The sequence below is a fragment of the Streptomyces sp. NPDC054834 genome (genome assembly GCF_053611185.1).
This window is the reverse complement of sequence record NZ_JBSGZV010000017.1, coordinates 1-17,838: the sequence shown is the minus strand read 5'-3', so window position 1 is coordinate 17,838 and position 17,838 is coordinate 1. Positions and strand designations below refer to the sequence as shown.

The window sequence follows — 17,838 nt, the reverse complement described above, 5'->3', positions numbered from 1 at the left end:
GCAATTGGTAGATATGGGCCAGCATCCGAGCCCGTCACCTGCGCGTTCAGGGCATCCGGCCGGCCCATGTCTGCCAATTGTGCGCCCGCACGGCCCCGAGCGGAAACGCGCGATGGCGGGGCGTGCCCCTCGGCACGTCCCGCCACCCGCTCACGCTCAAAGCGTCACGCCGTCACGTCGTAGACCGGCGCCTCCGCGCCCCCGGACGCCGCTCGCTCGGCCGCGTCACCGGGTCGCCCGCCTCCAGTGCGGCCGTCCGGCGCTTGGTGCCGAAGTCCGCCAGGGCCTCCGCCAGCTTGAGGACGGACGGCTCGGGGGCCATGACGTCGACGCGCAGGCCGTGTTCCTCGGCCGTCTTGGCGGTGGCCGGGCCGATACAGGCGATCACCGTCACGTTGTGCGGCTTGCCTGCGATGCCGACCAGGTTCCGGACCGTGGACGAGGAGGTGAAGAGCACCGCGTCGAAGCCGCCGCCCTTGATGGCCTCGCGGGTCTCCGCCGGGGGCGGCGAGGCGCGGACCGTGCGGTAGGCCGTGACGTCGTCCACCTCCCAGCCGAGTTCGATCAGGCCGGCGACCAACGTCTCCGTGGCGATGTCGGCGCGGGGCAGGAAGACTCGGTCGATCGGGTCGAAGACCGGGTCGTACGGCGGCCAGTCCTCCAGGAGGCCCGCGGCCGACTGTTCGCCGCTCGGCACCAGGTCCGGCTTCACGCCGAAGGCGATCAGGGCCTTCGCCGTCTGCTCGCCCACCGCAGCCACCTTGATACCCGCAAAAGCCCGAGCATCAAGGCCGTACTCCTCGAACTTCTCGCGGACCGCCTTCACCGCGTTGACCGACGTGAACGCGATCCACTCGTAACGGCCGGTGACGAGACCCTTGACCGCTCGCTCCATCTGCTGGGGCGTGCGCGGCGGTTCCACGGCGATCGTCGGCACCTCGTGCGGGACGGCGCCGTAGGACCGCAGCTGGTCGGAGAGCGACACCGCCTGCTCCTTGGTGCGCGGTACGAGCACCCGCCAGCCGAACAGCGGCTTGGACTCGAACCACGACAGCTGGTCGCGCTGGGCGGCGGCGGAACGCTCACCGACCACGGCTATCACCGGCCGGCCGCCCTCGGGCGAGGGCAGCACCTTGGCCTGCTTCAGCGTCTGCGCGATCGTGCCGAGTGTGGCGGCCCAGGTGCGCTGGCGGGTCGTCGTACCGGCGACGGTGACCGTCAGCGGGGTGTCCGGCTTGCGGCCGGCGGCGACCAGTTCACCCGCGGCGGCGGCCACGGAGTCCAACGTCGTCGACACGACGACCGTGCCGTCGGAGGCACCGACCTCGGTCCAGCAGCGGTCGGATGCCGTACGGGCGTCCACGAAACGGACGTCCGCGCCCTGCGCGTCCCGCAGCGGCACACCGGCGTACGCGGGCACGCCGACCGCGGTCGCGATGCCGGGGACGACCTCGAAGGGCACTCCGGCGGCGACGCAGGCGAGCATCTCCTCGGCTGCGTACGTATCGAGTCCGGGGTCCCCGGACACCGCACGGACGACCCGCCTGCCGCCCCGTGCGGCCTCCATGACAAGATGAGCGGCATCCCGCAAGGACGGGACGGCCGCGGTTGTTGACGTGCCGTCAACGACCGTCAGTTGAGGCGTGCCTGTGCCCGCATACGGGTCCGAGGACGGATCCGTGTCCGTACGTAGGACGGAGACGTTTTGCCTGGCGTGTACGCGGATCACGTCGAGCACATCGTGCTCGGCGACCAGGACGTCCGCGTTCGCCAGCGCCTCGACGGCGCGCAGAGTCAGCAGTCCCGGATCCCCGGGTCCGGCACCCAGGAAGGTGACGTGCCCGTGTTCAAGGCCGGCGGGAAGGGTGGTGGGGCTCAATGTGCTCGCTCCCCCATCAGACCGGCCGCGCCCTGGGCAAGCATCTCGGCGGCGAGTTCGCGACCGAGCGCCATCGCCTGGCCGTGTGTCTCGGGCACGGGACCGGTGGTGGACAGCTGCACCATGTGCGTGCCGTCGGTCGTACCGACGACGCCGCGCAGGCGCATTTCCTTGACAATCTGTTCGTCGGCGTGGGGGTCCCCCCGCTCGAGCGGAGCCGAGAGTGGGGGAAGGTCGGCCAGCGCGCCCACAGGGGCGCTGCAACCGGCCTCCAGGGCGGCGAGCAGTGACCGTTCGGCGGTCACGGCGGCCCGGGTGAACGGGTCGTCGAGTTCACCGAGAGCGGCGATCAGCTCCGCGTCGTCCGCGGCGCATTCGACCGCCAGTGCCCCCTGGCCGGGGGCCGGCAGAACTGTGTCGACCGACAGGAAGTCGGTCACCTCGTCGATCCGGCCTATTCGGCTCAGGCCGGCGGCGGCGAGGACGACGGCGTCGAGTTCGCCGTCGTGGACGTATCCGATCCTCGTATCCACGTTGCCGCGGATCGGGACGGTCTCGATGTCCAGCCCGTGGGTGCGCGCGTACGCGTTCAGCTGCGCCATGCGGCGCGGCGAACCCGTGCCGATCCGGGCGCCCCGGGGCAGGTCGGTGAACTTCAGCGCGTCCCGGGCGACGATCACGTCGCGCGGGTCCTCGCGGACGGGGACGGCGGCCAGCGCCAGCTCCTCGGGCTGCGTGGTCGGCAGGTCCTTCAGCGAGTGCACCGCGAAGTCGACCTCGCCCCTGAGCAGCGCGTCACGCAGCGCGGTGACGAAGACGCCGGTGCCGCCGATCTGCGCGAGGTGCTCGCGGGAGACGTCGCCGTACGTGGTGATCTCGACGAGCTCGACGGGCCGTCCGGTCAGTCGGCGCACGGCGTCCGCCACCTGCCCGGACTGGGCCATGGCGAGCTTGCTCCGCCTGGTCCCCAGCCTCAGTGCCCGTGTCTCCTTGCGTGGCGTACTCATACCGGCCCTCGGTTCCTGGCCTCGTTCTCGGTGCTGTCCCCGGCCCGGGAGACGGCGGCCACCGTCTCGGGGTCGAGGTCGAACAGGGTGCGCAGCGCGTCCGCGTACCCGGCGCCGCCGGGCTCGGCCGCGAGCTGCTTGACCCTGACGGTCGGCGCGTGCAGCAGCTTGTCGACGACGCGGTGCACGGCCTGGCGGATCTCGCCGCGCTGGCGGTCGTCCAGGTCGGGCAGCCGCCCGTCGAGCCGGGCGATCTCGCCCGCGACGACGTCGGCGGCCATGGTGCGCAGGGCGACCACGGTCGGTGTGATGTGCGCGGCGCGCTGGGCGGCGCCGAAGGCTGCCACCTCGTCGGCGACGATCAGGCGGACCTGGTCGACGTCGGCGGCCATCGGTGCGTCGGCCGAGGCCTCGGCCAGCGACTCGATGTCGACCAGCCGCACCCCGGCCAGGCGGTGCACGGCCGCGTCGATGTCGCGGGGCATGGCCAGGTCGAGGAGGAAGAGGACGGGGGCCGGGCGCGATATCTCGGCCACCGGCTCGGGCCTGCGGCGCTCGGGGATACGGCCGACGGTGGCGGCGGTCGCGGCGAGCGCGGTGATCAGCTCGGCGTCGGCCTCGGGAGTGCGGCGGGCGGCGTCGCGGCGGTCGACGGTGCCGTTGTCCACCCAGGCGCCGTGCTGCTCGAGCGTCGCCGCGTCGATGCCGGCCACGGCGGCCTCGCCCATCACGGAGAAGCCGGTGCCGCCCTGCACGACGGGCAGGTCGAGCGGGCAGCCGTCGTCGGTGCCGATGCTGGTGGGCGGCAGCGGGGCGGGGCGTACACCGGTCCGGGCGGGCGTACGGCCGTCGCCGTCGGCCGCTGCCGTGGGCTCGCCGGTGCGGCCCTCGACCGCGCCCGCGATCGCGGCGGCCGTCAGGACCAGGCCGGTCGCGCCGGTGCAGGAGACGGCGATGTCGGCACGTGTCAGCTCCAGCGCGACGGCGTCCATCGGCACCGCGCGGGCCCGTACGTCGGTCTCGGCGGCCTCGGTGAGTATCTGTGCCAGGCGGTCGGCGCGGTCCTGGGTGCGGTTGGCGATGACGATCTCGGCGACCCCGGCACGCGCGAGCGTGGCCGCGGCCAGGGAGGACATCGAGCCGGCGCCGATGACCAGTGCCTTCTTGCGCTTGGCCCAGGCCTGCACGTCCGTGCCCGCGGCCAGCTGCTCCAGGCCGAAGGTGACCAGGGACTGGCCGGCGCGGTCGATGCCGGTCTCGGAGTGGGCGCGCTTGCCGACCCTCAGGGCCTGCTGGAACAGGTCGTTGAGCAGACGTCCGGCGGTGTGCAGCTCCTGCGCCCTGGCCAGGGAGTCCTTGATCTGGCCGAGGATCTGGCCCTCGCCGACGACCATCGAGTCCAGCCCGCAGGCCACCGAGAAGAGGTGGTGGACGGCCCGGTCCTCGTAGTGCACGTAGAGATAAGGGGTGAGCTCCTCCAGGCCGACGCCGCTGTGCCGGGCAAGCAGCGTGGACAGCTCGGCGACACCGGCGTGGAACTTGTCCACGTCGGCGTACAGCTCGATGCGGTTGCAGGTGGCGAGCACCGCGGCCTCGGTGGCCGGTTCGGCGGCGACCGTGTCCTGCACCAGCTTGACCTGGGCGTCCATGGCGAGCGCGGCGCGTTCCAGGACGCTGACCGGGGCGCTGCGGTGGCTCAGGCCTACGACGAGGAGACTCATGCCGGCATCACGGCGGGTACGTCCCCGTCGGGTCCCTGGTCGGCGGACTTCTCGCGGGTGGCGGCGGGCAGCGCGCCGTCGCCGGCGGCGGTCTCCTCGCCGGCCTTGCGCTGCTCGTGGAAGGCGAGGATCTGGAGCTCGATGGAGAGGTCGACCTTGCGCACGTCGACGCCGTCGGGGACGGACAGGACGGTCGGCGCGAAGTTCAGGATGGAGGTGACGCCGGCGGCGACCAGGCGGTCGCAGACCTGCTGGGCGGCGCCCGCGGGGGTGGCGATCACGCCGATGGAGACGCCGTTGTCCTCGATGATCTTCTCGAGGTCGTCGGTGTGCTGCACGGGGATGCCCGCGACGGGCTTGCCGGCCATCGCCGGGTCGGCGTCGATGAGCGCGGCGACGCGGAAGCCACGGGAGGCGAACCCGCCGTAGTTGGCGAGGGCGGCGCCGAGGTTGCCGATACCGACGATGACGACCGGCCAGTCCTGGGTCAGACCGAGCTCGCGGGAGATCTGGTAGACGAGGTACTCGACGTCGTAGCCGACACCGCGCGTTCCGTAGGAGCCCAGGTAGGAGAAGTCCTTGCGCAGCTTCGCGGAGTTGACCCCCGCTGCGGCGGCCAGTTCCTCGGAGGAGACCGTGGGTACCGAGCGTTCCGACAGTGCGGTCAGGGCTCGGAGGTACAGCGGAAGCCTGGCGACGGTGGCCTCGGGAATCCCTCGGCTGCGGGTCGCCGGTCGGTGAGTTCGGCCAGTTGCCACGGTGCTCCTGCGGGTAGAGCGGGGCTGCGGGCGGTCACACGTCCCCAGACCGCCCCGTCGAATGCAGGCTATGTCTTTGTGAACGCGTGCACAAAGATGGTGTCCGATTTGCCCGCCCAACGTGACCGGGCTCACGCGCCTCAGCGGTGGAGCCACTGGTGGGGGCACTGGTGGGGGCAAAACCGACACACTCCTCAAGAATCCCGCCCCCGAGACCAAGTCGCCGTCGATCCTAAGCCAGGTTCCGCCTGACTTGGACTACTCGGTCAGTTCCTTGCGCAGACGGCCCTCGTCGACGCGCCAGAACGTGTGCTGCCTGCCGTCGACGAGGACCACGGGGATCTGCTCCCAGTACTCGTCGTGGAGCCGCCGGTCCTCGGTGATGTCCTTCTGCTCCCAGGGCACACCGAGATCGCCACAGACTTTCTCCACGACCGCTTGAGCGTCGTCACACAGATGGCAGCCCGGCTTACGGATGAGTGTGACGAACCGGTCACGCGGGTCGGCCTTACGCCGAAAGAGGGGACTCATGCGGGCCATTCTCGCGCTTCTTTAACGGCCGGGTCGCGGAGAGTTCACAGCCTTCAAACCTCACGACTCCGGAACCACCGAACAAACTGGCTATGCTCACGCCATGGCCGCTCTCGGATGGCTCACTCCCCGTAGGCGCTCCGCCACGGCGCGGAGCGTGTTGGCAGGCGAGGCCTCGGCTGAGGCTGCGCGCAAGTCCTCGCAGGACGCCCAGGACACGCAGGACACCCTGGACGCCCTGGACGTCGCGGATCGGGAACCGGAGTTCCCGGTGCTCGGCGACGACAAGGCCGCCGCGTTCTTCGACCTGGACAACACCGTGATGCAGGGTGCCGCGCTGTTCCACTTCGGGCGTGGCCTGTACAAGCGGAAGTTCTTCGAGACCCGGGACCTGGCGAAGTTCGCCTGGCAGCAGGCCTGGTTCCGGCTGGCCGGCGTCGAGGACCCCGAGCACATGCAGGACGCGCGCGACTCGGCGCTGTCGATCGTCAAGGGCCACCGGGTCGCCGAGCTGGAGTCGATCGGCGAGGAGATCTACGACGAGTACATGGCCGACCGCATCTGGCCGGGCACCCGGGCGCTGGCCCAGGCCCACCTGGACGCGGGCCAGAAGGTCTGGCTGGTCACGGCGGCCCCGGTGGAGATCGCGCAGGTCATCGCGCGACGGCTGGGCCTGACGGGTGCCCTGGGCACGGTGGCGGAGTCGGTCGACGGGGTCTACACCGGCAAGCTGGTCGGTGAGCCCCTGCACGGCCCCGCCAAGGCGGAGGCGGTGCGGGCGCTGGCCGCGGCGGAGGGCCTGGACCTCTCCCGCTGCGCCGCCTACAGCGACTCCCACAACGACATCCCGATGCTCTCCCTCGTCGGTCACCCGTACGCCATCAACCCCGACGCCAAGCTGCGCAAGCACGCCCGGGACAAGGACTGGCGCCTGCGGGACTACCGCACCGGCCGCAAGGCGGCGAAGGTCGGCATCCCGGCGGCGGCGGGCGTGGGCGCCGTGGCGGGCGGCACCGCGGCGGCGATCGCCCTGCACCGGCGCCGCCGGTAATCACGTACCGCGGAACACGGCTGGAGCCGCGGGTCGAGCCACGGCTGGATGCACGGGCCGGCACGGCTTGAGAGCACGGGCCGACACGGCTTGAGAGCACGGGCCGACACGGCTTGAGACATGGCTCGAACACGGGTCGGACGCGAATACCCGACCCGCACCCCAACACGCCCGCAGTTCGCCGCAACACGCACTTTTCCGATCAACAAGTGCTCAGACTGCGACACTCGAACGGGCGTCAAACGATTACGGAAGCGACGTAATCGATGTTTTGAGCAACTGGGTGTAGCAGTGCCTGCACGAAGCGTTATTCTCCTGGGACGCAAACCGGCACCCCTCCGTCGCTACGACGGGTGAAAGGTCCGGCACTGCACGTGATGAAGCTCTGCCTCTGGGAGTCCCGTGTACCCACACGTCGGGGTTGACGCCTCGGGCCTTGCTGCGCTCCGCGCGACAGTCGCGACGGTCAAAGCGACGTTGCGCGGCTTCGTCCCCACCGCGTACGCCGTCCCCGCCTTCGCCACGGCCGCGCCCGTAGGCCCGTGCTACGCACTCGCCGAGGGCGGCGCCGCGGTCGGCAGAAGGGGGCGCTCGGCGGGCTCGGCCACCACGCGCCGGCCGGCCGCGGACAGCGACAGCGCCCGGATGATGGATCTCGTGGAGCGGGCCCAGGCCGGCGAGGCCGAGGCCTTCGGCCGGCTCTACGACCAGTACAGCGACACGGTCTACCGGTACATCTACTACCGGGTGGGCGGCCGGGCGACCGCCGAGGACCTCACCAGTGAGACCTTTCTGCGCGCCCTGCGCCGGATCGGGACCTTCACCTGGCAGGGCCGCGACTTCGGCGCGTGGCTCGTCACCATCGCCCGCAACCTCGTCGCCGACCACTTCAAGTCCAGCCGCTTCCGCCTCGAGGTCACCACCGGCGAGATGCTCGACGCCAACGAGGTCGAGCGCTCCCCGGAGGACTCCGTCCTGGAGTCCCTCTCCAACGCCGCCCTGCTGGACGCCGTACGGCGGCTCAACCCGCAGCAGCAGGAGTGTGTGACGCTGCGCTTCCTCCAGGGGCTGTCCGTCGCCGAGACCGCCCGTGTCATGGGCAAGAACGAGGGCGCCATCAAGACCCTCCAGTACCGGGCCGTGCGCACGCTCGCCCGGCTCCTGCCGGACGACGTGCGCTGACGACGGTCCCCGCACGGGCACGCTGGGCGACGCTCAACTCACGCCTGGTAAAGGCGCGTTGACTTTCCGATCCGGGTGCCCGTCGTCCGTAACCCAAGTGCCGCGCCAGTCGTTGTGCGGGATACAGGCTCCCTGTGGTCACGTCCTGGTCGACCCTGATCACTCGATCAGGTGGATCGGTCGAGGTCGTGCAACCCTCAGGACCCCCTGGGGAGTCGACCGTCATGACGAGAGGAGGTGCCGCCAGTGATCGCGAACGTATCGGCGCACCGGCGGGCGAACGCCTTCGCCCAGGCCCTGGAGGAGCAGTCCGACCGGGACACGGTGGCCGAACAGACCGCAGGACCGGCACAGCCGGACCCGGCCGCCGCGGAACAGACCGAGCAGGGCCGGCTGATGGCCCTCACGGGATGTCTCGGCGCACTGCCCAAGCCGCAGCTCGACCCCGACGTCAAGGTCGTCCAGCGGGCTCAGCTGGTGGCCGCGATGGAGGCCATGCTGCGGGAGGGCACCGCGGGCGAGGCGGCTGACCCATCGGTTCCCGGGCAGCGATCCCAGCGGGGCCGTGGCGCCCACCGGGCGAGCCCGCTGGGGAAATTGCGACCGCGTTCACGGCTGACCAAGGGACTCGCCGTCGGCGGGCTCAGCGTCGGTGTGGCCGCGGGGGCGTTCGGCGGAGTCGCCGCCGCGAGTTCCGACGCCCTGCCCGGCGACTCGCTGTACGGCCTCAAGCGCGGCATCGAGGACTTCAAGCTGAACTACCTGGCCGACGGGGACAACGAACGCGGTCAGGGCTATCTCGACCAGGCCTCGACCCGGCTGAGCGAAGCACGGCGGCTGATGGAGCGCGGCCGTGGCGGCCACCTCGACCACGAGTCGATCGGCGAGATCCGCCGCACGCTGTCCGGGATGCAGCACGATGTCTCGGAAGGCCACCGGCTGCTGCACGCGGTGTACGAGCGCGACCCGGACTCGCTGGGCCCCATCCAGGCCCTCTCCGCCTTCTCGCGGTCCCACCGCGAGGCCTGGGGCGCGCTCCGCGACAAGCTGCCCGTCCAGCTCGGGGACGTCAGCAAGCAGGTCTCGTCGGTGTTCGACGCCATAGACGAAGAGGTCGCCCCGCTCCAGTCCCTGCTGCCGCAGCCCGCCCAGCCCGGCGACGGCAAGCGGCAGAGCTCCGGCACGACGCCCAGCGGCCCCGCCGGCACGCACCGGTCGAGCACGCCCGGCACCGGCGACGGCTCCGCCTCCGGCCACCAGTCGAGAAGCGGCAGCCCCAGCGGCTCCGCCACGGGCAGCACCGGCGACGGCCTGCTCGGCGGCAGCACGGGCGGCCTGCTCGACCCGCCGAAGAGCAGCGGCAGCACCTCCCCCGCCACCAGCAAATCCCCCACCACCGCGCCGGACGTCACCCTCCCACCCCTCCTACCGGGCCTCCTCCCCGGCCTGGGCATCGACGGCGAGAACAACAACGGCTAGCGCCCAAGCGTGAGTACGTCGACGGGGGCGCCCCTCTCACAAGGAGCGCCCCCGCTGGCATGTCCCCCCTCAGAAGAACACCGACCGGCGCTGCACCAGCAGCTTGTAGAGCGTGTGCTGGATCTGTTCCCTGACCTGGTCGGTCAGATTGAATGGGAAGCCCAGGAAGCGCGCGAGCGCCCCCCCAACAGCCTCAGAAGAACACCGACCTCCGCTGCACCAGCAACTTGTACAACGTGTGCTGGATCTGCTCCCTGACCTGGTCGGTCAGATTGAACATCAGCATCGGGTCCTCGGCGGCCTCCGGCGGGTAGCCGTCCGTGGGGATCGGCTCGCCGAACTGAATCGTCCACTTGGTGGGCAACGGGACCGCGCCCAGCGGACCCAGCCAGGGGAACGTGGGCGTGAGCGGGAAGTACGGGAAGCCCAGGAGGCGCGCGAGCGTCTTGGCGTTGCCGAGCATCGGGTAGATCTCCTCCGCCCCGACGATCGAGCAGGGGATGATCGGAGCGCCCTTGCGCAGGGCCGTGGAGACGAAACCGCCCCGGCCGAACCGCTGGAGCTTGTAGCGCTCGCTGAAGGGCTTCCCGATGCCCTTGAAGCCCTCCGGCATCACCCCGACCAGCTCGCCCTGCCCGAGCAGCCCCTCCGCGTCCTCGGCGCACGCCAGCGTGTGGCCCAGCTTGCGGGCGAGCTCGTTGACCACCGGCAGCACGAAGACCAGGTCGGCGGCGAGAAGGCGCAGGTGCCGGCCCGCCGGGTGATGGTCGTGGACGGCGACCTGCATCATCAGGCCGTCCAGCGGCAGCGTCCCGGAGTGGTTGGCGACGATCAGCGCGCCGCCCTCGGCCGGGATGTTCTCGACGCCCTTCACCTCGACCCGGAAGTACTTCTCGTACACCGGCCGCAGCAGGGACATCAGGACCTGGCCGGTGAGCTCCTCGTCGTAGCCGAAGTCGTCGACCTCGTAGTCCCCGGTGAGCCGGCGGCGCAGGAAGGCCAGCCCGCCGGCGATCCGCCGCTCCAGACCGCCGTCACCGCCCTCGGCCCGCGGCTTCTCGAGCGGCGTCTCCTCGCTGGTCACGGGAACATCATCCTGCGCGGGTGTCCGGTTGGGCAGGGGCTGTACCTCGCGGACCGGGCCCCCTTCCCCGTTCTTGAGCCTGCTCCCCGCGCTCCGGCGCCGCGGCGGCCGCTGCACGGCGCCCCCGCGGGACCGGTCGTCGTCGAACGGAATGACCTTGGCGTCAGCCATCGTTGCTGCGCTCCTCAGTTGGCGCTCTGCGTCGGGAGGTGGCCGCTGCCCCGCAGGGTCAGCGCGGCGATCCGGTCGACGGCCCCGGCGAGGGCCTCCGGCGGCAGCAGCCCGGGGCCGTGGCTGCGGGCGAAGTCCGCAAACGTTTCCGCAGTCGTGTACTTGGGCTGGAATCCGAGCGTCTCGCGCATCTGGTCGGTCGCCACCACCCGCCCGTGGGTGAGCAGCCGGATCTGCTCGGGTGAGAAGTCCGTCATTCCCAGCGTACGCACCAGGGACCCGGCCCACGTGACGGCGGGCAGCAGCAGCGGCACCGTGGGGCGGCCCAGCCTCCTGGAGCATTGCGAGAGCAGCAGGACGCCGTCCCCGGCGATGTTGAACGTGCCGCTGTTGAGCGTGCCGCGGCGCGGCTCGTGCGAGGCGATCCGCAGCACCTCGATCACGTCGTCCTCGTGCACGAACTGGAGCCGGGGGTCGTAGCCGAACACGGTCGGCAGGACCGGCAGCGAGAAGTACGAGGCGAGCGGGGTGTCCGCGGTCGGGCCCAGGATGTTGGCGAACCTCAGCACGCACACGGCGACGTCCGGCCGCCGGCGCGCGAAGCCCCGCACGTATCCCTCGACCTCGACCGTGTCCTTCGCGAAGCCACCGCTGGGCAGGGACTTCGGCGGGGTCGTCTCGGTGAACACCGCCGGATCGCGGGGCGCGGACCCGTACACGTTCGTACTGGACTTCACCACCAGCCGCTTGACCGTCGGGGACTTCTGGCAGGCGCCGAGCAGCTGCATGGTGCCGATGACGTTGGTCTCCTTGACCGTGGTCCGGCTGCCGGTGCCCAGCGCGGTGCCCGTCACGTCCATGTGGACGACCGTGTCGGCGCCCGTCTCGGCGAGCACGCGCGCGATGGTGGACTGCCGGATGTCGGCCTGGATGAAGTCGGCGCCGCCCAGGTGGTGCTCGGGCTGTACCGCGTCCACGGCCACGACCCGGTCCACCTCCGGGTCACGCTGGATCCGTCGTACGAAACGGCCCCCCAATTGACGGGCCACTCCGGTCACGAGCACGACCTTTCCCAAGATCAGCGCCTTCCTTCCAGCCCTCGTCACAGACTTCGCCCAGCCCGCGTTCCCCGTGTGCGGCCAACTTAGCGGGTCGACGTTGCGCTGTGATGACCGCCCGACGCGGCAGGTGACGGAAATTCCCCCTTCGGAATATGACTGTGGCCCCCCACCGGTTTCCCCGTGGGAGGCCACAAAGCCACGCTCTCGGCGTCGCTTACTTCTTGTTGCGACGCTGAACGCGCGTGCGCTTGAGCAGCTTGCGGTGCTTCTTCTTGGCCATCCGCTTGCGCCGCTTCTTGATAACAGAGCCCACGACTACCCTCGCTCACTTCTCATCACTCGGTGTTGGGCGCCATGGGCCCATACGACCTACGAGGGGCTAGCCTACCCGCCCGAGCGCCGAGGTCGTAATCGAGGGGTGACCGGAGGGTTCTCCGGCGGTTGCCGTCAGGCGGTTTCCACCCCCACATAGCTCTCTCGGAGGTACTCGTGTACCGCTTGCTCCGGGACGCGGAACGACCTCCCGACCCGGATCGCGGGCAGATGACCGCTGTGCACCAGCCGGTACACGGTCATCTTCGACACTCGCATCACCGAGGCGACTTCCGCCACGGTAAGGAACTGAACCTCGTTCAGAGGCCTCTCGCCAGCTGCAGCCATGACACACCTGAACCTTCCGCACTCGACGGCCACCGGCTTCCCCTTCCGGTGACTCTTCGTCGTTGCGTGCTCACTCCCCAATGTAGGGGCGGGTGATGCGAGTGGGGAAGAGGTGCACCCATCGGCGGCCTACTGTGACAGACACGCTCGATTGAGTACGTAGCGGGTAAGCGGACGGTAGTAAGGGGACCGCACACCGTCATCAAGTGGAACGACGACCGACACCGATCCCTCGGCCTCCCCCACGAACAGGGCCGGGTCGTCCGTATCCGCCAGCCCGATGGCCTCGAACCCCAGCTGACCTGCCCCGCAGACCCAGCCGTGGTCCCCGATCACCAATTCCGGCAGCGGGCCTCCCGCCTCGGCCGCCGCCGCCAGCGCGGTCCGAACCGGGAGCGGTGAGTGCGTGTGTGCGCCGGGCTCACAACCGGGGCGTTCGGCCTCCTGGTCTCGCATCAGCCCGACGCCTCGTACGTAATCAAGGTTGTGCGTGCGTAGGCCGAACCGGGTCGTTATGTCGACACAGCGACCCTGCGCCGGTGTGAGGACCTCACATCCCGCCGCCGACAGGGCGTCCGCCAAAGCGGCGTAGAAACCCAGCAGCCGATGGGGGTGCCCGGTACCCAGCAGCACCGGCCCCCGCCGCCGGGCGACCGCCCCGACCCGCTCCGCGAAGGCATCCAGCGCGGCCAGCGTAAGGTCCGGGTCGATCACATCATGCCCTGAAGTGTGCGCCGGATCGGCCGAAACCCCACACTTGTCCGCCATTAACGCGATCAGATCCCGCTCCCCCCAGGTCCACTCGGGATCTATCCCGATCAACACCCTCGGATCGCGAGCCGCGAAGAGCCGATAACTGCGCAGGCTCACCTCCCTGGAGGTCGCCACGATCCCGGCCAGCCGGGCAGCCAACAGATGCGCGCGAAGCGCTCCCGTGCTCAACACGGGAGCGATGCTGACGGACGGGACGTGCGGGCAACCGGGGAACACGGGAAGACCGCACGGTTGGCCTAACACTTCCCCCGCTCTCAGCCCGTCCGGCGCTTGAGGCCGAGGCCGTTCAGGCCGATGGGGTCCGGGCGAAGTCCCGGCGGGGGTTCAGGGGCGAAGTCCCGGCGGGGCTCAGGGGCGGAGCCCCGCGGGGGTCCGGGGGCGAAGTCCCGGCGGGGCTCAGGGGCGGAGCCCCGCGGGGGTCCGGGGGCGGAGCCCCCTGGCGGGGTCGAAGGGGCGGAGCCCCTGGGGACGGGAAAGGGTAGGGGCGGCGGGGGCGGAGAAAGGCCCGCCCGGTCCACCTACACCAACAACCCCCGCAACGGAAACACCGCCCGCCGCGTAGCCAACACGGCCTGATCCAGGCGATCAGCCGGATCGTACCCGTCCTCCCACGCCGCCCACCCCACCGGCCACCGCCCATCAGTCATCCGCGCCGGCGCCAACTGCCGCGTCCGCGCGAACACTTCCTGCCGCCACCCGTCAGGGATCACCGCCTCCGGCGCGACCTCCCGCCCCGCCGCGACCCCCACCAGGTGCGTCCACGACCGCGGCACCACCTCCACCACCGCGTACCCGCCCCCACCGAGGGCGACCCACTTCCCCCCGGCGTACTCGTGCGCCAGCGCATGACACGCCACCTGCACGGCCCGCTGGGCGTCCAGCGACACCGCGAGATGAGCGAGCGGATCCTCGAAATGCGTGTCAGCCCCGTGCTGCGTCACCAGCACCTGCGGCCGGAAATCAGCGATCAGCTCCGGAACCACCGCATGGAACGCCCGCAACCACCCCGCGTCCCCGGTCCCCGCCGGCAGGGCCACATTCACGGCCGACCCCTCCGCCACCCCCGCCGCGCCCGTCTCCTGCGGCCACCCCGTCTGGGGGAACAAGGTACGGGGATGCTCGTGCAGAGAGACCGTCAGAACCCGCGGATCCTCCCAGAACGCCGCCTGCACCCCGTCCCCGTGATGCACATCGACGTCCACGTACGCGACCCGCTCCGCACCCAGCTCCAGCAGCCGAGCGATCGCCAGCGCCGCGTCGTTGTAGATACAGAACCCCGAGGCCCCCCCGGGCATGGCATGGTGCAGCCCGCCCGCGAAGTTCACGGCGTGATCCGCGTCCCCCCGCCACACGGCCTCCGCCGCCCCCACCGACTGCCCCGCGATCAGCGCGGACACCTCGTGCATACCGGCGAAGGCGGGATCGTCCATCGTCCCCAGCCCGTACGACCCGTCCGCCGACCGCGGATCCGCCGACGCGGCCTTCACGGCCTCGATGTAGTCCTCCCGGTGGACCAGCCGCAGCGTCGACTCCCCGGCGGGCTTCGCCGCGACGACCTCCACCTCCCGGTCGAGCCCGAAGGCACCCACCAGTCGCCGGGTCAGCTCCAGCCGGACCGGATCCATCGGATGGTCCGAGCCGAAGTCATAGCCCGTTACTGCCTCGTCCCACATCAGCTGTGCGCGGCCGCTCATGCCCGCCACCGTATCGGTCCGGTTGAGCGGCGAACGACCTGGCATACACCAACGTCACCAGCACCAACACCATCGGCACCAGCATCGCCCCGCGATAGCTCCAGGCGTCCCCCAACGCCCCCACCAACGGCGAACCGACCAGGAATCCCACGTAGTTGAAGATGTTCAGCCGCGCGATGGCCGCGTCCGACGCCCCCGGGAACAGTCGTCCCGCCGCCGCGAAGGTCTGCGGCACCAACACGCACAGCCCCAGCCCCAACAGGGTGAACCCGAGCATCCCGACCCACGCCCCCGGCGCGCCCGCCACCACCACGAACCCGAGCGCCGCCACCAGGGACCCCAGCCGCACGACCGTCGCGGCCCCGAACCGCCGCACCCCGAGGTCCCCGATGGTCCGGCCCAGCAGCGTGGTCACCATGTACACGTTGTACGGAACGGTCGCCAGCTGCTCCGAACTGCCGAGCGTGTCCTGAAGATACTTCGCGCTCCAGTTGGAGACGGTCGAGTCCCCGATGTAGGCGAACGTCATCACCAGGCACAGCGGCAGCAGCAGCTTGAAGACGACGCTCCCGCCGTCCCCCTGTTCCCGCTCCCCCTGACCGTCCACGGCCGCCGGGTCACCGTCGACGTACCACCGGCTGGCCACGAGAGCCGCCGGCAGCAGCACCGCCACCACCGGCAGATACGACACCCACAGCGCCAGATGCCAGTGCGCCCCCACCCAGGCCAGCGAGGCCCCGACGATCCCGCCCAGGCTGTACGCCGCGTGGAAGCTGAGCATGATGCTGCGCCCGTACGTCCGCTGGAGGCTCACGCCGAGCATGTTCATCGAGGCGTCCAGCGCACCGACCGCGAGTCCGAACGCGGCCAGGGCCACCCCCAGCTCGGCCATCTCCCCGCCCGCCCCGACGCCCAGCAGCGCCAGCAGCACCACGGGCTGGGACCAGCGCAGCAGCCGACTGGGCCGTATTCGCTTCACCAACTGCTCGGTGGTCACGCTGCCGACTCCGGCGAGGATCGGCACGGCGGCCAGGAAGACGGGCAGCAGGCCGTCGGAGACGCCGTACCGGTCCTGGATGCCGGGGATGCGCGTCACCAGCAGCGCGAACGTGGCGCCCTGTGCGAAGAAGCTGAACGCCAGCGAGGCCCTACCGCGCCGCAGCACATCTGTCATGGCGGCGAGCGTAGGGCCCCGGCGTACCGGTGGGTAGATCAAGCAGAAGATGAATTCCGCTCAGCTTTGCTCTCGGCGCTCAGCCGGCGAGTACGACCTCACGCTCCTCGGCCGCGTTCTCCGCCTCGGCCCGCACCAGCTCCTCCACCGGCCCGGCGGCCAGCGCACCGCTGACGAGCATGCCCAGGAGGATCGCGACGGCCATGATGACCCCGCCCAGCCAGACCATGGTGTCGACGGGGATCGTGTAGGCGCCCACGACCCGTGCGACGCACTCGGCGAGCAGCGCCACCCCCCAGACGATGGAGAAGACCCGCTCCTTGCGCAGGAAGACCGCCGAGCTCACCGCGGCGCCCGAGGCCAGCCGCTGCCAGGCGGCCTCCTTGGCGGCGTCGCCCTTCACGAGGAACGGCTTCAGACCCGCGGTCATCATGGGCTTGCCGAGCGCCACGGAGACCAGCACGCCGATCGCGACCGTACTGCTGACCGCGCTGTCCTTGGCGAGCATCAGCCGCGGGTCGCCGGAGACGAAGCTGAGCAGGAGGGAGACGACGTTCACCACGAGGATGAGCCCGGCGAGGCCGTTGGTCTTCCGCTCCTTCACCGCGCTCCACGCGGTCCGCACGGCCGGCACCACGCTGCTCCAGGCGAGCGCCGCGAAGGTGCTCATCCCGAAGGCGTCCTTGAACAGGTAGTACGAACCGAGAGGCACCGCCACGTCCACGATCAGCGGGGCGAAGGGGTTCTTCTTGCTCGTCTTCGTCGTCATGCCCTCAGCTTCGCGTAGCGGGCCCGTACCGCAGTAGAAACGATCGTCCAGGGCTCGGCATGACATTTGTCAGCCCAGCAGGGCTGACAACTCACCCATGTCGGCGAAGAGTTGGCCGGCGCTCGCGAGTTTCGCCGGAGGCGTCATCGCGGTGAACCCGTACACCTCCATCCCGGCCGCCCTGGCCGCCTGGACCCCCAGCGGGCTGTCTTCCACGACCGCACACCGCTCCGGCGCGACGCCCATCCGCTCGGCCGCGTACAGGAACAGATCCGGCGCCGGTTTGCCCCGCCCCACGTCCTGGGAACTGAAGATCCGCGACTCCTCGAACCACCGGTCGAGGCCGGTCGCCCGATGCCCCACCCGGATCCGCTCATGACTCCCGGACGAGGCCACGCAGTACGGCACCCCGTCGGCGGCCAGCTTCTCGAGTACGTCGCTCACACCTGCCACCGGCTTCAACTCCCGCGCGAACGCGGCGAAGACGCGGCCGTGGAAGACGTCGTCGAACTCGTCCGGCAGCCGCTGTCCCGTGCGCTCCAGGACCAGATCGTGGATCCGGTGCATCGCGGACCCCATGTAGTCGCGGATGGAGTCCTCGTAGGTCGTCGGGTGCCCGAGCTCGGTCAGATAGGCGGCCAGCAGCCGGTTGGAGATCGGCTCGCTGTCGACGAGAACGCCGTCATTGTCGAAGATGATCAGGTCATAGCGCATACCGTCGAGCCTAAACGGCGTAAACGGCCCGAACGCAGAAAACCCCCGCACCGTGAGGTGCGGGGGTTTTCTCAATATTTGTTCGGCGGTGTCCTACTCTCCCACAGGGTCCCCCCTGCAGTACCATCG

General features: G+C 70.6%; 17 protein-coding genes. 3 read left to right on the top strand and 14 right to left on the bottom strand.

The window, feature by feature from the left end; translation table 11 throughout:
• Positions 1-172 precede the first annotated feature (172 nt).
• The 5 genes from ACWGJM_RS22980 to ACWGJM_RS22960 form a co-directional block, all read right to left on the bottom strand.
• On the bottom strand, positions 173-1,879 hold the full coding sequence (locus tag ACWGJM_RS22980) for a uroporphyrinogen-III synthase (protein WP_453413546.1): 1,707 nt from the start codon (positions 1,877-1,879) through the stop codon (positions 173-175).
• On the bottom strand, positions 1,876-2,886 hold the full coding sequence (gene hemC / locus ACWGJM_RS22975; protein ID WP_453413545.1) for a hydroxymethylbilane synthase: 1,011 nt from the start codon (positions 2,884-2,886) through the stop codon (positions 1,876-1,878). Before hemC ends, ACWGJM_RS22980 begins: the two co-directional genes overlap by 4 nt.
• Positions 2,883-4,607 carry a glutamyl-tRNA reductase gene (locus ACWGJM_RS22970; protein ID WP_453413544.1) on the bottom strand — a complete coding sequence of 575 codons (1,725 nt, stop codon included), beginning with the start codon at positions 4,605-4,607 and terminating at the stop codon, positions 2,883-2,885. The genes hemC and ACWGJM_RS22970 overlap by 4 nt, the downstream gene beginning before the upstream one ends.
• Complete coding sequence (locus tag ACWGJM_RS22965; RefSeq protein ID WP_390740330.1) at positions 4,604-5,365, bottom strand: redox-sensing transcriptional repressor Rex; 762 nt, start codon at positions 5,363-5,365, stop codon at positions 4,604-4,606. Before ACWGJM_RS22965 ends, ACWGJM_RS22970 begins: the two co-directional genes overlap by 4 nt.
• Before the next feature lie 258 nt (positions 5,366-5,623).
• The gene (locus tag ACWGJM_RS22960) at positions 5,624-5,905 is read right to left on the bottom strand and encodes a glutaredoxin family protein (RefSeq protein WP_390740329.1); all 282 of its coding nucleotides are present in this window, start codon (positions 5,903-5,905) and stop codon (positions 5,624-5,626) included.
• Between the two features lie 94 nt (positions 5,906-5,999).
• Here ACWGJM_RS22960 and ACWGJM_RS22955 point away from each other — a divergent pair, with 94 nt between their 5' ends.
• The 3 genes from ACWGJM_RS22955 (at position 6,000) to ACWGJM_RS22945 (ending at position 9,608) form a co-directional block, all read left to right on the top strand.
• A complete protein-coding gene (locus ACWGJM_RS22955) occupies positions 6,000-6,947 on the top strand; it encodes an HAD family hydrolase (protein ID WP_453413543.1) in 948 nt (315 codons plus the stop codon).
• A gap of 402 nt (positions 6,948-7,349) precedes the next feature.
• Entirely contained in the window at positions 7,350-8,129 is a 780-nt protein-coding gene (locus ACWGJM_RS22950; protein WP_453413542.1) for an ECF subfamily RNA polymerase sigma factor, BldN family, read from the top strand.
• A 246-nt stretch (positions 8,130-8,375) separates the two neighbouring features.
• Complete coding sequence (locus ACWGJM_RS22945) at positions 8,376-9,608, top strand: DUF5667 domain-containing protein (RefSeq protein WP_453413541.1); 1,233 nt, start codon at positions 8,376-8,378, stop codon at positions 9,606-9,608.
• 193 nt (positions 9,609-9,801) lie between these two features.
• Here ACWGJM_RS22945 and ACWGJM_RS22940 read toward each other — a convergent pair whose 3' ends face one another.
• The 9 genes from ACWGJM_RS22940 to ACWGJM_RS22900 form a co-directional block, all read right to left on the bottom strand.
• Positions 9,802-10,863, bottom strand: a complete 1,062-nt coding sequence (locus ACWGJM_RS22940) for a lysophospholipid acyltransferase family protein (protein ID WP_453413540.1) — start codon at positions 10,861-10,863, stop codon at positions 9,802-9,804.
• Positions 10,864-10,877: 14 nt separating this feature from the next.
• Positions 10,878-11,939, bottom strand: coding sequence for an NAD-dependent epimerase/dehydratase family protein (locus tag ACWGJM_RS22935; protein WP_453413539.1), 1,062 nt, complete (start codon positions 11,937-11,939; stop codon positions 10,878-10,880).
• A 199-nt stretch (positions 11,940-12,138) separates the two neighbouring features.
• Positions 12,139-12,237, bottom strand: coding sequence for a 30S ribosomal protein bS22 (locus ACWGJM_RS22930; protein ID WP_003948845.1), 99 nt, complete (start codon positions 12,235-12,237; stop codon positions 12,139-12,141).
• Between the two features lie 134 nt (positions 12,238-12,371).
• Positions 12,372-12,584 carry a helix-turn-helix domain-containing protein gene (locus ACWGJM_RS22925; RefSeq protein WP_004984898.1) on the bottom strand — a complete coding sequence of 71 codons (213 nt, stop codon included), beginning with the start codon at positions 12,582-12,584 and terminating at the stop codon, positions 12,372-12,374.
• Positions 12,585-12,713: 129 nt separating this feature from the next.
• The gene (locus tag ACWGJM_RS22920) at positions 12,714-13,529 is read right to left on the bottom strand and encodes a phosphatase (protein ID WP_453413538.1); all 816 of its coding nucleotides are present in this window, start codon (positions 13,527-13,529) and stop codon (positions 12,714-12,716) included.
• Positions 13,530-13,876: 347 nt separating this feature from the next.
• Positions 13,877-15,052 (bottom strand): acetoin utilization protein AcuC, encoded by a 1,176-nt coding sequence (locus ACWGJM_RS22915; RefSeq protein ID WP_453413707.1) that lies wholly within the window; start codon positions 15,050-15,052, stop codon positions 13,877-13,879.
• Positions 15,003-16,226 carry an MFS transporter gene (locus tag ACWGJM_RS22910; protein ID WP_453413537.1) on the bottom strand — a complete coding sequence of 408 codons (1,224 nt, stop codon included), beginning with the start codon at positions 16,224-16,226 and terminating at the stop codon, positions 15,003-15,005. Before ACWGJM_RS22910 ends, ACWGJM_RS22915 begins: the two co-directional genes overlap by 50 nt.
• 79 nt (positions 16,227-16,305) lie before the next feature.
• Positions 16,306-16,995, bottom strand: a complete 690-nt coding sequence (locus tag ACWGJM_RS22905; protein ID WP_453413536.1) for a VC0807 family protein — start codon at positions 16,993-16,995, stop codon at positions 16,306-16,308.
• Positions 16,996-17,064: 69 nt separating this feature from the next.
• A complete protein-coding gene (locus tag ACWGJM_RS22900) occupies positions 17,065-17,709 on the bottom strand; it encodes an HAD family hydrolase (protein WP_453413535.1) in 645 nt (214 codons plus the stop codon).
• Positions 17,710-17,838: the final 129 nt, after the last annotated feature.

Coding starts and splice junctions, on each gene's coding strand:
- hemC (WP_453413545.1), bottom strand. CDS start 2,886: ATGAGTACGCCACGCAAGGAGACACGGGCACTGAGGCTGGGGACCAGG.
- ACWGJM_RS22970 (WP_453413544.1), bottom strand. CDS start 4,607: ATGAGTCTCCTCGTCGTAGGCCTGAGCCACCGCAGCGCCCCGGTCAGC.
- ACWGJM_RS22960 (WP_390740329.1), bottom strand. CDS start 5,905: ATGGCCCGCATGAGTCCCCTCTTTCGGCGTAAGGCCGACCCGCGTGAC.
- ACWGJM_RS22955 (WP_453413543.1), top strand. CDS start 6,000: ATGGCCGCTCTCGGATGGCTCACTCCCCGTAGGCGCTCCGCCACGGCG.
- ACWGJM_RS22940 (WP_453413540.1), bottom strand. CDS start 10,863: ATGGCTGACGCCAAGGTCATTCCGTTCGACGACGACCGGTCCCGCGGG.
- ACWGJM_RS22925 (WP_004984898.1), bottom strand. CDS start 12,584: ATGGCTGCAGCTGGCGAGAGGCCTCTGAACGAGGTTCAGTTCCTTACC.
- ACWGJM_RS22915 (WP_453413707.1), bottom strand. CDS start 15,052: ATGAGCGGCCGCGCACAGCTGATGTGGGACGAGGCAGTAACGGGCTAT.
- ACWGJM_RS22910 (WP_453413537.1), bottom strand. CDS start 16,226: ATGACAGATGTGCTGCGGCGCGGTAGGGCCTCGCTGGCGTTCAGCTTC.
- ACWGJM_RS22905 (WP_453413536.1), bottom strand. CDS start 16,995: ATGACGACGAAGACGAGCAAGAAGAACCCCTTCGCCCCGCTGATCGTG.
- ACWGJM_RS22900 (WP_453413535.1), bottom strand. CDS start 17,709: ATGCGCTATGACCTGATCATCTTCGACAATGACGGCGTTCTCGTCGAC.